Source organism: Gordonia sp. IEGM753, from assembly GCF_050321825.1.
Classification (GTDB): Bacteria; Pseudomonadota; Gammaproteobacteria; order Pseudomonadales; family Pseudomonadaceae; genus Aquipseudomonas.
Genome location: NZ_JBNQGB010000004.1, coordinates 95,810 through 109,823, shown reverse-complemented (window position 1 = coordinate 109,823; position 14,014 = coordinate 95,810). Strand labels below are relative to the sequence as shown.

Sequence of the window (14,014 nt, the reverse complement as noted above, 5' to 3'; positions counted from 1 at the left end):
CAACGAGTGACCTGAATCAACTGGTCCAATTGATCAAGAAACCGTCTGTCATCCCAACAACAACGGTGCTTGCTCAGCATAGACAATCAGGTCGCCACATCCGTTAGCCTGGAGTTCTACACATGCATCCCCGCGTCCTTGAGGTCACCGAACGGCTTATCGCCCGCAGCCGTGCAACCCGTGAGGCATACCTTGCGCTCATTCGCGGTGCTGCCAGCGACGGTCCGATGCGCGGCAAGCTGCAATGCGCCAACTTTGCCCACGGCGTTGCCGGCTGCGGCACTGAAGACAAGAACAGCCTGCGGATGATGAACTCCGCCAACATTGCGATTGTTTCGTCTTATAACGACATGCTCTCGGCGCATCAGCCTTACGAAGTCTTTCCAGAGCAAATCAAAAAGGCGTTGCGCGAGATTGGCTCGGTCGGCCAGTTCGCCGGCGGCACCCCGGCCATGTGTGATGGCGTCACGCAAGGCGAGCCAGGCATGGAACTGAGTTTGCCGAGCCGCGAAGTGATCGCGATGTCTACAGCCGTGGCGCTGTCCCACAACATGTTCGATGGCGCGCTGATGCTTGGCATTTGCGACAAAATCGTTCCGGGCTTGATGATGGGGGCTTTGCGTTTCGGTCATCTGCCGACAATCTTCGTACCGGGCGGCCCGATGGTGTCGGGCATTTCCAACAAGCAGAAAGCCGACGTGCGTCAGCGCTATGCCGAAGGCAAGGCCAGCCGTGAAGAGTTGCTGGAATCAGAAATGAATTCCTACCACAGTCCGGGCACCTGCACTTTTTACGGCACCGCCAACACCAACCAATTGCTCATGGAAGTCATGGGCCTGCACTTGCCGGGCGCCTCTTTCGTCAACCCGAACACCCCGTTGCGTGATGCCCTCACTCGCGAAGCGGCGCATCAGGTCACCCGTCTGACCAAGCAAAATGGCGACTTCATGCCGATTGGCGAAATCGTCGACGAGCGTTCGCTGGTCAACTCCATCGTGGCCCTGCACGCCACCGGCGGCTCGACTAACCACACCTTGCACATGCCTGCGATTGCGATGGCAGCAGGCATCCAGTTGACCTGGCAGGACATGGCCGACCTTTCCGAGGTGGTGCCGACCCTGAGTCACGTTTATCCAAACGGTAAGGCCGACATCAACCATTTCCAGGCGGCGGGCGGCATGTCGTTCCTGATCCGCGAATTGCTTGAGGCCGGGTTGTTGCACGAGAACGTCAACACCGTGCTCGGCCATGGCCTGAGCCGTTATACCGTGGAACCTTTCCTCGATAACGGTGAGCTGGTGTGGCGCGAAGGTCCGATCGAAAGTCTTGATGAAACCATTTTGCGCCCCGTCGCCCGCGCCTTCTCGCAAGAGGGCGGTTTGCGGGTGATGGAAGGTAACCTCGGTCGTGGTGTGATGAAAGTGTCTGCCGTGGCGTTGGAAAACCAGATCGTTGAAGCGCCGGCCATGGTGTTTCAGGACCAGCAGGATCTGGCAGATGCATTCAAGGCCGGTTTGCTGGAGAAGGACTTTGTCGCGGTCATGCGCTTCCAGGGCCCGCGCTCCAATGGCATGCCGGAACTGCACAAGATGACGCCGTTCCTGGGTGTGCTGCAGGACCGTGGTTTCAAGGTGGCATTGGTTACCGATGGGCGTATGTCCGGTGCTTCGGGCAAAATCCCGGCGGCGATTCATGTCAGCCCCGAAGCGTTTGTTGGCGGTGCTTTGGCGCGGGTGCAAGAGGGCGACATTATCCGCGTCGATGGCGTCAAAGGCACTCTGCAGCTTAAGGTAGACCCTGAAGAGTTTGCAGCGCGCGAACCTGCCAAAGGCCTGCTGGGCAATAATATTGGCAGCGGTCGCGAACTGTTTGGTTTCATGCGCATGGCTTTCAGCTCGGCAGAGCAGGGCGCCAGCGCCTTTACTTCTGCCCTGGAGACGCTTAATTGAAACTGGCTGTAGTCGGTGACATCGGTGGGACCAACGCACGTTTTGCGTTGTGGAAGAATCAGAAGCTGGAATCGATCCAGGTGCTGCCGACAGCGGAGCACACCAGCCCGGAGGAAGCCATTGGCGTTTACATGACCGGTTTGGGGCTCAAGCCTGGAGCGGTCGGTTCGGTATGCCTGTCGGTGGCAGGCCCCGTGAGCGGTGATGAGTTCAAGTTCACCAACAACCACTGGCGACTCAGCCGCAAGGCCTTTTGCGAGGCCTTGCAGGTCGATCAGCTGTTGCTGGTCAACGATTTTTCCGCCATGGCACTGGGCATGACCCGTTTGCAACCGGATGAGTTTCGCGTGGTGTGCGAGGGCACGCCGGAGCCGTTGCGGCCAGCCGTGGTGATAGGCCCTGGCACTGGCCTTGGGGTGGGAACACTGCTGAATCTGGGCGAAGGTCGTTTTGCTGCATTGCCGGGTGAGGGCGGTCACGTCGATTTGCCATTGAGCAGTCCGCGTGAAACTCAGTTGTGGCAGCACATCTACAGTGAAATCGGGCATGTCAGCGCGGAAACGGCGCTGAGTGGTGGTGGCTTGCCGCGCGTTTACCGGGCGATTTGTGCAGTGGACGGCCATGAGCCGGTACTGGATACCCCCGAATCGATTACAGCGGCGGGTTTGGCGGGCGATCCGATTGCCCTCGAAGTGCTGGAACAGTTCTGCTGCTGGCTCGGACGTGTGGCCGGCAACAACGTGCTGACCACGGGTGGACGCGGTGGTGTGTACATCGTTGGCGGTGTGATTCCACGGTTCGCCGATTTCTTCGTTGAAAGCGGTTTTGCGCGGTGCTTCGCCGACAAGGGCTGCATGAGCGATTACTTCAAAGGCATTCCAGTCTGGCTGGTCACAGCACCGTATTCCGGATTGATGGGCGCGGGTGTGGCGTTGGATCAATCCATCCTGGCCTGAAATGCGATCAAATCGTGGGAGCGAGCCTGCTCGCGATAGCGAAGTGTCAGTCAACCAATGCGTTGAATGTAAAACCGCTATCGCGAGGAGGCTCACTCACACATTGGTCTGCCCACAGTTTTTTCTGTGGTGTTTGTGAAATCGGTGCTTAAGGCATAATCCGCCCATTCAAACAACAAGGACGCCGCCCCGTGAGCTCAGTCAACAAGTCGATTTTGTTGGTCGATGACGATCAAGAGATACGCGAGTTGCTGGACACCTACCTGACTCGGGCCGGTTTTCAGGTGCGTACCACGCCCGACGGCGCCGGTTTCCGCCACGCCATGAATAACGCTCCCAGCGACCTGGTGATTCTTGATGTCATGCTGCCTGACGAAGACGGTTTCAGTCTTTGCCGCTGGATTCGCCAACACCCACGCCAGTCTCAAGTGCCGATTATCATGCTGACTGCCAGCTCCGACGAGGCCGACCGGGTTATCGGTCTGGAACTGGGCGCAGACGATTACCTTGGCAAACCCTTCAGCCCACGCGAGCTACAGGCGAGGATCAAAGCCCTGTTGCGCCGCGCGCAATTCGGCCAGGACCGTTCGGGCGGTGAGGTGTTGGCATTCGACGACTGGCGGTTGGACATGGTCAGTCATCGGCTGTTTCACATCGACGGTGAAGAAGTCATTCTCTCCGGCGCCGATTTCGCTCTGCTGAAGCTGTTCCTCGATCACCCTCAGGAAATCCTCGACCGCGACACCATCGGCAATGCCACCCGCGGCCGTGATCTGATGCCGCTGGATCGAATCGTCGACATGGCCGTCAGCCGCTTGCGCCAACGTCTGCGCGATACCGAAAAACCACCAAGACTGATTCGTACGGTGCGTGGCAGTGGCTACCAATTGGCAGCCAATGTGGTTGCCAGCAATGGTCACTGAGTTTTTGCGCAAACTTGCCTCGCGAGTGCCGGTGCCTCGTTCATTGCTGGGCCGGATGCTACTGCTGACGCTGCTGGCGGTGTTGTTTGCCCAGGCACTGTCGAGCGTGATCTGGGTTTCGCAACTGCGTGCCACCCAACTTGAAGGCCTGGTCACCAGTGCGCGCAGCCTCGCTCACTCGATGACCGCCAGCGTCAGTTACTTCCGCTCGTTGCCGGTAGCGTTTCGACCGCTGGTGCTGGACCAGTTGCGCAGCATGGGTGGCACGCGTTTCGTGGTGACGCTCAATGACAAGCCGTTGGGCATGGCGGTGTTGCCGATTACCCCGCGCAAAGAAGCGGTGCTTAAGGCGGTGGACCAGGTTTTGCGCGATTCCCTGGGCCGTGACACCGATATTTCGGTGACCTTCGTCAGCCCCGAGGACCTGCGGATTTTCAACAGCGGACTGAAACTCGATGAGTTGCCACGCTCCTGGGCCCATTACGCGCTCACTCTGGAACCGGTGAACCCGCCAGTACTGGTGACGCAAATTCAGATGGCACCAGGGGAATGGCTGTACATCGCATCGCTGCTGCCCGAGCCCTACACCAGTCTTGAAGAAGAAGGCCTGCCGGCGCAACAGGTGTGGTTCATCGTGCTCACCAGCGGTTTTTTGCTGTTGTTCATTGGCCTGTTGGTGCACTGGCAGAGCCGCCCGCTCAAACGCCTGGCCCGGGCGGCGCGCGATATGTCGCTGGGGGCAGACGTGCTGCCTGTGGCCGAGCGCGGCGGCAGTGAAGTCATCGAAGTCGGCCGTGCGTTCAACGCCATGCGCGAGCGCATCAGCCGCTACCTGACTGAACGCAGCCAACTGTTCAGCGCGATTTCCCATGACCTGCGCACGCCAATTACCCGATTGCGTTTGCGCGTGGAATTGCTGGAAGACGAAAAGCTGCAAGCCAAGTTCGGCCGTGATCTGGATGAGCTGGAGCTGCTGGTCAAAGGCGCGTTGCAATGCGTGAAAGACACCGATATCCACGAAAACATAGAACCGGTGGACCTCAATCACGTGCTCGATTGTCTGGTGGAGCCTTATCTGGCCCCCAACGGTAATGGTCGGGTGACCCAACAAGGCCGGGCGCTGGCTGCTTATCCCGGTAAACCGTTGGCGCTCAAACGCTGCATCGGCAACCTGATCGATAACGCCTTGAAGTACGGCCAGAATGCTCATCTGCACATCGATGATGACGACAGCGCATTCATTCTGCACGTCGACGATGAGGGCCCGGGTGTTCCGCAGCAACGCATGGAGCAAGTGTTCGAGCCGCACTTCCGTTTGGCCGGGCAGCAACAGGGTTATGGCCTGGGCCTGGGAATTGCGCGAAACATTGCACACAGCCATGGCGGCGAAGTCAGCCTGCAAAACTTGCGTGAGGGCGGGTTGCGCGTGACGCTGCAGTTGCCTCGCAGTGCTGAATAGAAACCGCGTTATCGTTCATCGCGAGCAGGCTCGCTCCCACAGGTGTTCTGTGTCGTTCGCAAATCCAATGTGGGAGCGAGCCTGCTCGCGATGGCGTCAGACATTCAACAAATGTTCAGGGTAAATGTCACAAGTCAGTGACATAACTCGCCCCTTTCGTTACCTGTCGCGCCTCAACCGTTGTTTAGACTGCCTGTCAGTCATAACAACAAAAAGGTCAGCAATGGACACCTTCCAGCCTGCATTCAGCAGTTGGCTGAACGCGCCTGCCCACCAGCAATGGCTCGCGGCCGAGGGCCTGCGTCTGCTGGCGTTCGCCAAAGCTTCGAAGCTTGCCGATGGCTTTGGCAATCTCGATGAAAAGGGCCGCCTCCCGGCCAACACCCATGCCGAAACCATGAACACCGCGCGTATGACGCACAGCTTCGCCATGGCCCACATTCAGGGCTTGCCGGGTTTTGCCGAACTGGTCGATCACGGCATTAAGGCGCTCAGCGGGCCACTGCGCGACCACGAACATGGCGGTTGGTTTGCCGTGGCCGATCACCGCGACGCTAATACCGGAAAAGCGGCTTATCTGCACGCTTTTGTTGCCTTGGCGGCGAGTTCGGCGGTAGTCGCCCAACGCCCCGGCGCTGAAGCGTTACTGACGGAAGCGGTGCGCATCATCGATACGTATTTCTGGAGCGAGGAGGAGGGCGCCATGCGCGAGTCCTTCAATCGCGACTTCAGCAACGAAGAGGCTTATCGTGGCGCCAACAGCAACATGCACGCCACCGAAGCCTTTCTCGCCTTGGCCGATGTCACGCAAGAAAACCGTTGGTTATGCCGCGCCCAGCGCATTGTCGAGCGGGTGATTCACGGGCACGCCGCCGCCAACGATTACCTGGTGGTGGAGCATTTCGACCGCAAGTGGCAGCCGTTGCGTGACTACAACCAGGACAACCCGGCCGATGGTTTTCGCCCCTACGGCACCACGCCTGGCCATGGTTTCGAATGGGCGCGGCTGTTGCTGCACCTTGAAGCCGCGCGGGTACAGGCTGGCATGCTGACGCCGGGCTGGCTGGCCACCGATGCGCAAAAACTGTTCGAGCATAACTGCCGTCACGGCTGGGACGTTGATGGTGTTCCGGGCATTGTCTACACCCTCGACTGGGACAATCGTGCGGTGGTACGCCATCGTTTGCACTGGACGCATTGCGAGGCCAGCGCCGCCGCCAGCGCATTGCTCAAACGCACCGCAGATGCGCAATACGAACAGTGGTATCGACTGTTCTGGGAATTTTGTGACAACCATTTCATCGACCGCTGCGATGGCAGTTGGCACCACGAGCTAGATCCGCAAAACCGCCCGAGTGCCGATATCTGGGCGGGCAAACCCGACCTCTATCACGCCTGGCAAGCAGTATTGATTCCGCGCTTGCCGCTCGCGCCAAGTATGGCGACGGCTCTGGCGCAGTTATCCCAGAGCAGTCCTGTGTAACCATGTGGTGACATTCACGCGTCCCTTCGTTACCTGCGAAGGGATAACTCCTGTCTAAAATCCCCTGCAGCGCAAGCACCAGACTTGCATGCATAACAACAAGAAAGGTACTACTAGATGAATGCGATTTCTCGCCTCGCTACTGTCATTTCTCTCGCCTCTTTGCTCCCTGTTTCCGCGTTCCCGCTGAGTGCCCTTGCCGCCGATTCCAAAGGTTCGGTAGAAGTCGTTCACTGGTGGACATCCGGTGGCGAAAAAGCTGCTGTCGATGTACTCAAGGCCCAAGTCGAAAAAGACGGTTTCACCTGGAAGGACGGCGCAGTTGCCGGTGGCGGCGGTGCTACTGCCATGACCGTACTGAAAAGCCGCGCCGTGGCAGGTAATCCGCCGGGTGTCGCACAGATCAAAGGTCCGGACATCCAGGAGTGGGCGTCTACCGGCCTGCTCGACACCGACGTCTTGAAAGACGTTGCCAAGTCCGAGAAGTGGGACAGCCTGCTCGACAAGAAAGTCTCTGATACCGTGAAGTACAACGGTGATTACGTGGCAGTGCCGGTGAACATTCACCGCGTCAACTGGCTGTGGATCAACCCGGAAGTCTTCAAGAAAGCCGGCATCGAAAAAGCGCCAACCACCCTCGAAGAATTCTACGCAGCCGGCGACAAGCTCAAGGCTGCAGGCTTCATTGCGCTTGCCCACGGCGGCCAGCCTTGGCAGGACAGCACCGTGTTCGAAGCGGTGGTTCTTTCTGTCATGGGCGTCGACGGCTACAAGAAAGCCCTGGTCGACCTCGACAACGCGACACTGACCGGTCCGGAAATGGTCAAGGCACTGACTGAGCTGAAGAAAGTCGCGACCTACATGGACGTCGACGGCAAAGGCCAGGACTGGAACCTGGAAGCGGCCAAAGTCATCAACGGCAAGGCCGGCATGCAGATCATGGGTGACTGGGCCAAGAGCGAATGGACAGCGGCCAAGAAAATCGCCGGCAAAGACTACGAGTGCGTAGCGTTCCCAGGCACCGACAAGGCGTTCACCTACAACATCGACTCCCTGGCGGTGTTCAAACAGAAAGACAAAGGCACTGCTGCCGCTCAGCAGGATATTGCCAAGATCGTGCTGGGTGAAAACTTCCAGAAAGTCTTCAGCATCAACAAGGGCTCGATCCCGGTTCGAATCGACATGCTGAGCGACATGGGCAAGTACGGTTTTGACTCCTGTGCCCAGACTGCGGCCAAGGACTTCCTGGCAGACGCCAAGACCGGCGGCCTGCAGCCGAGCATGGCGCACAACATGGCGACCACGCTGGCAGTGCAGGGCGCGTTCTTTGATGTCGTGACCAACTTCATCAACGACCCGAAAGCTGATCCAGCGGCAACCGCCAAGCAACTCGGCACCGCGATCAAGTCGGCCAAGTAAGCCTTAGCAACGCAATCCCTGTGGGAGCGAGCTTGCTCGCGAAAGCGGAGTGTCAGGCACAGGTGTAATACCTGACACAACGCCTTCGCGAGCAGGCTCGCTCCCACAAGGGATGTCACTGTAATTTTTTCTACGTACTGGATTTTCCCATGAGTTCTGTTGCTGTGTTCAGCAAGGCCTCACCGTTCGATGCTCTGCAGCGCTGGCTCCCCAAACTGGTGCTGGCGCCCAGCATGTTCATCGTCCTGGTGGGCTTTTATGGCTATATCCTGTGGACATTTGTCCTGTCGTTCACCACGTCGACTTTTCTGCCGACGTACAAGTGGGCGGGCCTGGCGCAATATCAGCGGCTGTTCGATAACGATCGTTGGTGGGTTGCGAGCAAAAACCTGGCGGTATTCGGCGGCATGTTCATCGGTATCACCTTGGTGATTGGCGTGCTGCTGGCGGTATTTCTTGACCAGCGCATTCGTCGCGAAGGTTTCATCCGCACTATTTACCTGTACCCGATGGCGCTCTCGATGATCGTCACCGGTACGGCGTGGAAGTGGCTGCTCAACCCGGGCATGGGCCTGGACAAATTGTTGCGCGACTGGGGTTGGGAAGGCTTTCGCCTGGACTGGCTGATTGACCCGGATCGCGTGGTCTATTGCCTGGTAATCGCCGCGGTCTGGCAAGCATCGGGTTTTATCATGGCGATGTTCCTCGCGGGTCTGCGTGGGGTTGATCAATCGATCATCCGTGCCGCCCAGATCGATGGCGCGAGCATGCCGCGCATCTACCTCAAAGTGGTGCTGCCGAGCCTGCGTCCGGTGTTCTTCAGTGCGGTGATGATCCTGGCGCACATTGCGATCAAGAGTTTCGACCTGGTGGCGGCAATGACCGCCGGTGGCCCGGGTTACTCCTCCGACTTGCCTGCCATGTTCATGTACTCCTTCACGTTCAGTCGCGGCCAGATGGGCATGGGCTCGGCCAGTGCGATTCTGATGCTCGGTGCGATTCTCGCAATCATCGTGCCTTACCTGTACTCCGAGCTGAGGACCAAGCGTCATGACTAGTTTCGCAGCCAAACCTTCCATCAGCCTGAGCCGCATCGCTATCTATGCCGTGCTGATTCTCGCGGTGTTCCTGTACCTGATACCGCTGGTGGTCATGCTGTTGACCAGTTTCAAGACGCCGGAAGACATCAATACCGGCAACTTGCTGAGCTGGCCGACCGTGGTCACCGGCATCGGCTGGATCAAGGCCTGGGGCACGGTCGACGGGTACTTCTGGAACTCGATCAAGATCACCGTCCCGGCGGTGCTGATCTCCACGGCCATCGGTGCATTGAACGGCTATGTGCTGTCGATGTGGCGGTTTCGTGGCTCGCAATTGTTCTTCGGCCTGTTGTTGTTCGGTTGCTTCCTGCCGTTCCAGACTGTTCTGCTGCCGGCCTCTTTCACGCTGGGCAAAATGGGCCTGGCCAGTACCACCACAGGTTTGGTGTTCGTGCACGTGGTCTACGGCCTGGCGTTCACCACGCTGTTTTTCCGTAACTACTACGTCAGCATTCCTGATGCGCTGGTGAAGGCGGCGCGCCTCGATGGCGCGGGTTTCTTCACCATTTTCCGCTTGATCATCCTGCCGATGTCCACCCCGATCATCATGGTCTGCCTGATCTGGCAGTTCACTCAGATCTGGAACGACTTTCTGTTCGGCGTGGTGTTCTCCAGCGGCGATTCGCAACCGATCACGGTAGCGCTCAACAACTTGGTCAACACCAGTACCGGGGCCAAGGAATACAACGTTGATATGGCCGCCGCGATGATCGCCGGGCTGCCGACCCTGCTGGTCTATGTGGTAGCAGGCAAGTATTTCGTGCGCGGGCTGACGGCCGGCGCAGTCAAGGGGTAATCATGGCAACGCTCGAACTTCGCAATGTAAACAAGACTTACGGTCCCGGCCTGCCGGATACCCTCAAGAACATCGAACTGTCGATCAAAGACGGTGAGTTCCTGATCCTGGTCGGACCTTCGGGTTGCGGCAAGTCGACCCTGATGAACTGCATCGCCGGTCTTGAAACCATCACCGGCGGCGCGATCATGATTGGTGATCAAGACGTCAGCGGTATGAGCCCCAAGGATCGTGACATCGCTATGGTGTTCCAGTCCTACGCGCTGTATCCGACCATGAGCGTGCGCGAGAACATCGCCTTCGGCTTGAAGATCCGCAAGATGCCCGCTGCCGATATTGAAGCGGAAGTGGCGCGTGTGGCCAAGCTGCTGCAGATCGAACACCTGCTTAATCGCAAACCCGGCCAGCTCTCGGGTGGTCAGCAACAGCGTGTGGCGATGGGGCGTGCGCTGGCTCGTCGGCCGAAGATCTACCTGTTCGACGAACCGCTGTCCAACCTCGACGCCAAGCTGCGGGTCGAGATGCGTACCGAAATGAAACTGATGCACCAACGCCTGAAGACCACCACGGTCTACGTGACCCACGACCAGATCGAAGCGATGACACTGGGCGACAAGGTTGCGGTCATGAAGGATGGAATCATCCAGCAGTTCGGTACGCCAAAAGATATCTACAACAACCCGGCCAACCTGTTTGTCGCGAGCTTCATCGGTTCGCCGCCGATGAACTTCATTCCATTGCGCCTGCAGCGCAAGGACGGTCGTCTGCTGGCGTTGCTCGACAGCGGTCAGGCGCGTTGCGAGTTGCCGCTGGGCATGCAGGATGCGGGGCTTGAGGATCGCGAAGTGATTCTTGGCATGCGCCCGGAGCAGATCGTGCTGGCGGCCAGCGAAGCGAACGGTTTGCCGACCATCCGTGCCGAGGTGCAGGTCACTGAACCGACCGGCCCCGACACGCTGGTGTTCGTGCAATTGAACGAGACCAAGGTTTGCTGCCGCCTGGCACCGGACGTCGCGCCGAATGTTGGCGAGACGCTGACACTGCAATTCGACCCCTCGAAAGTGCTGCTGTTCGATGCCAAGACCGGTGAGCGCCTGGGCGTGGCCGGCGTGCCAACAGCCGAGGCGCCGGTTGGCAATGTCGCGCAATTCAAAGGTCGATGAAGATCAAGTGTGGGAGCGGGCGTGCTCGCAAAAGCGGGGTGTCAGTCAGCTTAGTTGCCGGATGTGCCGGCCTCTTCGCGAGCAAGTCCGCTCCCACAAGGGGAAATCCGCGGTGGATGGGGACATCCAACGCACGTGATGTAACCGCGTTAGATAACAGTTAATAACAATAAAACGAGGATGTAGGGATGAAGATGAAGAACAACGCTCAGCTTATCTGCCAATTGTCAGCGATTGCGGTCATGACGATGGCAGCTAACGTGCACGCGGCTGACGCGTTCAGCCAGGACTCGAAATGGATGACTGGTGACTGGGGTGGCGAGCGAACCAAGCTGATTGAGCAAGGTATCGACATCAAGGCCGATTATGTCGGTGAAGTCGGTGGCAACCTCCACGGCGGCTACAACAACGACAAGACCGCGCGTTACTCCGACCAGTTCGGTTTGGGCGTTGCGTTCGACCTGCAAAAATTACTGGGCTGGGATAACACCCAAGCCAAGATCCAGCTCACCAATCGTAACGGTCAAAACATCTCCAACGACCGCGTCGGCGATCCGCGTGCCGGCACCTTGAGCTCCTCGCAGGAAGTGTACGGTCGTGGCCACATGGTTCGTCTGACCCAGTTGTGGGTTCAGCACCAGTTCCTCGACGGCAAACTGGACGTCAAGGCCGGTTACTTCGGTGAAGGCGAAGATTTCAACACCTTCCCTTGCGAGTTCCAGAACCTGGCGTTCTGCGGTTCCCAAGTGGGTAACTGGGCCACCAACATCTGGTACAACTGGCCCGTCAGCCAGGCCGCACTGCGCGTGAAATACAACATCACGCCTGAGTTGTACGCACAGATCGGCGCCTACAACCAAAACCCATCGCAGCTTGAGCACGGTAACGGCTTCAAACTCAGCGGCAGTGGTACCCAGGGCACCGTGTTGCCGGTCGAACTGGTCTGGTCGCCGAAGGTCAACGGCCTGCCGGGCGAATACCGTGTGGGTTACTACAAGAGCACGGCCAGCGCCAATGACGTTCGCGAAGACATCAACGGCAATGACGCTGCGACCACCGGTGATGCCTATCGGGTTCACGACAGCAAGCACGGCTACTGGGGCGTTATTCAGCAGCAACTGACCACCCACAACGGCGACGCTTCTCGCGGTCTGAACGTTGCAGCCAACGCCACCTTCCACGACAAGGACACCAACGTCGTCGACAATTACCAGTCGCTGATGTTTGTCTACAAAGGTCCGTTTGATGCACGTCCAAAAGACGACGTCGGTATCGGTTTCGCCCGTATCCACGTTAACGATGACGTGAAAAACAACGCCGAGTTGGTCAACGCCTCTAACGGCGTTACCGACTACGACAATCCACTGTACGCGCCACTGCGCAGCACCGAATACAACTACGAAATCAACTACGGTTTCCACGTTACAAACTGGCTCACCGTGCGTCCCAACCTGCAGTACATCACTCACCCGGGTGGTGTTGATGAAGTTGATAACGCGCTGGTTGCCGGCCTGAAAATTCAGTCGGTGTTCTAACGCTGTTGCGATAAGCTCCTCTCTATGTGCGCATTTCGCGGACAGCCAAGGCTGTCCGCTTTTTTTTGTGTGGTAGGCGAAAGCACAACTGTGGCGAGGGGATTTATCCCCGTTCGGCTGCGCAGCAGGCGTAAACCATTGCATGCGGTGTGCATGGCACACCGTTGTGTCAAGACTTGGGGGCTGCTTCACAGCCTATCGGGGATAAATCCCCTCGCCACAATGGCTCCATGAACACAGAGATATGAGTGCACCCCATGATTTTCAGGACAGTGGCACATGCATGAGCATCCGCTACAACGCTTCTTCAAATCCTTGCGCGAACGCCCGGTGTTTGCGTGGGAGCGCTATCAGATGCGCGACGTGCTGGTGATTGACCATCCGCTGTGCCAGGCAGTTTTCAGTCGTCAGGGCGCGCAGTTGTTGCACTTCCAGCCGAAAGGTCAGAAGCCTTGGCTTTGGTGTGCGGCGAAGTGGCCGCAGGTTGGTGCTATTCGCGGTGGCGTGCCGGTTTGTTGGCCGTGGTACGGCCGTCATCCGAGCGAAAACGCATGGCCATCGCATGGTTGGGCACGGCTGATCGACTGGAAGTTGCTCGACAGCAGTCATGACGAGGAAGGCGTGCGCTTGCACTGGCAGCTTCAGTTATGTGACTGGCAAGTGGACCTTCATGCTCACCTTGGCGAACGCATGGATCTGCGCCTGAGCACCGAGCATCAGGACAGCCTGCCGTGCCAGTTGAGTCAAGCGTTGCACGCCTATTGGCGTATCGGTGACGTCGGTGAGGTAGCGCTGTCTGGCCTCGATGGGGCGCACGGTTACGACCAGTTGAATCGCCAGGTTTGCCAGCAGGAAGGTGAGTTGCGGGTTGAGGGCGGTTGTCAGCGGGTGTTCCAGCACGAGGGCGAATTGCAGCTCAAGGATCACGCCTGGCAGCGCGAGCTGTGCATCGATACCGGTGACGATGCCGACACGGTGGTCTGGCACCCGGGATCCCGGCCATTGTTGGGTGTGAGTTGGGACGAGGTGCTGGCGTTTGTCTGCGTTGAAGCGGCGAGCGGTGGCACCGATAGCCTAAGTTTGGCGCCGGGGCAGAAAGCTCATTTGAGTTTACAGGCGCGAGTTGGGCTTTAGTTGAAGGCTTGCGGTGCTGCGGCTGGCCCCATCGCGAGCAGGCTCGCTCCCACAGTGGGTTTGTGTTGATCACAAATAGTGCGACCGATAGAGATCC

Annotated in this window: 11 protein-coding genes; all 11 read left to right on the top strand. The window is 58.4% G+C overall.

Features of this window, described 5'->3' with window-relative positions; translation table 11 throughout:
* Positions 1-122 precede the first annotated feature (122 nt).
* The 11 genes from edd (at position 123) to ACQR3R_RS20150 (ending at position 13,917) form a co-directional block, all read left to right on the top strand.
* Positions 123-1,949 carry a phosphogluconate dehydratase gene (edd, locus tag ACQR3R_RS20200; protein ID WP_428274638.1) on the top strand — a complete coding sequence of 609 codons (1,827 nt, stop codon included), beginning with the start codon at positions 123-125 and terminating at the stop codon, positions 1,947-1,949.
* The gene (locus ACQR3R_RS20195) at positions 1,946-2,905 is read left to right on the top strand and encodes a glucokinase (protein ID WP_428274636.1); all 960 of its coding nucleotides are present in this window, start codon (positions 1,946-1,948) and stop codon (positions 2,903-2,905) included. The genes edd and ACQR3R_RS20195 overlap by 4 nt, the downstream gene beginning before the upstream one ends.
* Before the next feature lie 191 nt (positions 2,906-3,096).
* On the top strand, positions 3,097-3,828 hold the full coding sequence (locus tag ACQR3R_RS20190; protein ID WP_428274634.1) for a response regulator: 732 nt from the start codon (positions 3,097-3,099) through the stop codon (positions 3,826-3,828).
* Positions 3,818-5,287: an ATP-binding protein gene (locus tag ACQR3R_RS20185; protein ID WP_428274632.1), complete on the top strand. Its 1,470-nt coding sequence runs from the start codon at positions 3,818-3,820 to the stop codon at positions 5,285-5,287. The genes ACQR3R_RS20190 and ACQR3R_RS20185 overlap by 11 nt, the downstream gene beginning before the upstream one ends.
* Before the next feature lie 223 nt (positions 5,288-5,510).
* Positions 5,511-6,770, top strand: a complete 1,260-nt coding sequence (locus ACQR3R_RS20180; RefSeq protein WP_428274630.1) for a D-mannose isomerase — start codon at positions 5,511-5,513, stop codon at positions 6,768-6,770.
* Positions 6,771-6,887: 117 nt separating this feature from the next.
* A complete protein-coding gene (locus ACQR3R_RS20175) occupies positions 6,888-8,189 on the top strand; it encodes an ABC transporter substrate-binding protein (protein WP_428274628.1) in 1,302 nt (433 codons plus the stop codon).
* 149 nt (positions 8,190-8,338) lie between these two features.
* Positions 8,339-9,247 carry a carbohydrate ABC transporter permease gene (locus tag ACQR3R_RS20170; protein WP_054044927.1) on the top strand — a complete coding sequence of 303 codons (909 nt, stop codon included), beginning with the start codon at positions 8,339-8,341 and terminating at the stop codon, positions 9,245-9,247.
* Positions 9,240-10,085: an ABC transporter permease subunit gene (locus tag ACQR3R_RS20165; protein WP_428274625.1), complete on the top strand. Its 846-nt coding sequence runs from the start codon at positions 9,240-9,242 to the stop codon at positions 10,083-10,085. Before ACQR3R_RS20170 ends, ACQR3R_RS20165 begins: the two co-directional genes overlap by 8 nt.
* A 2-nt stretch (positions 10,086-10,087) precedes the next feature.
* Entirely contained in the window at positions 10,088-11,248 is a 1,161-nt protein-coding gene (locus ACQR3R_RS20160) for a sn-glycerol-3-phosphate ABC transporter ATP-binding protein UgpC (RefSeq protein ID WP_428274623.1), read from the top strand.
* A gap of 188 nt (positions 11,249-11,436) precedes the next feature.
* The gene (locus ACQR3R_RS20155) at positions 11,437-12,783 is read left to right on the top strand and encodes a carbohydrate porin (RefSeq protein ID WP_428274621.1); all 1,347 of its coding nucleotides are present in this window, start codon (positions 11,437-11,439) and stop codon (positions 12,781-12,783) included.
* 279 nt (positions 12,784-13,062) lie between these two features.
* On the top strand, positions 13,063-13,917 hold the full coding sequence (locus ACQR3R_RS20150) for an aldose epimerase family protein (protein ID WP_428274619.1): 855 nt from the start codon (positions 13,063-13,065) through the stop codon (positions 13,915-13,917).
* The last annotated feature ends 97 nt before the right edge of the window (positions 13,918-14,014 follow it).

Bases quoted from the DNA above. Each gene is read 5' to 3' on its own strand.
- edd (WP_428274638.1), top strand. From the start codon at position 123: ATGCATCCCCGCGTCCTTGAGGTCACCGAACGGCTTATCGCCCGCAGC.
- ACQR3R_RS20185 (WP_428274632.1), top strand. From the start codon at position 3,818: ATGGTCACTGAGTTTTTGCGCAAACTTGCCTCGCGAGTGCCGGTGCCT.
- ACQR3R_RS20180 (WP_428274630.1), top strand. From the start codon at position 5,511: ATGGACACCTTCCAGCCTGCATTCAGCAGTTGGCTGAACGCGCCTGCC.
- ACQR3R_RS20175 (WP_428274628.1), top strand. From the start codon at position 6,888: ATGAATGCGATTTCTCGCCTCGCTACTGTCATTTCTCTCGCCTCTTTG.
- ACQR3R_RS20170 (WP_054044927.1), top strand. From the start codon at position 8,339: ATGAGTTCTGTTGCTGTGTTCAGCAAGGCCTCACCGTTCGATGCTCTG.
- ACQR3R_RS20165 (WP_428274625.1), top strand. From the start codon at position 9,240: ATGACTAGTTTCGCAGCCAAACCTTCCATCAGCCTGAGCCGCATCGCT.
- ACQR3R_RS20160 (WP_428274623.1), top strand. From the start codon at position 10,088: ATGGCAACGCTCGAACTTCGCAATGTAAACAAGACTTACGGTCCCGGC.
- ACQR3R_RS20155 (WP_428274621.1), top strand. From the start codon at position 11,437: ATGAAGATGAAGAACAACGCTCAGCTTATCTGCCAATTGTCAGCGATT.
- ACQR3R_RS20150 (WP_428274619.1), top strand. From the start codon at position 13,063: ATGCATGAGCATCCGCTACAACGCTTCTTCAAATCCTTGCGCGAACGC.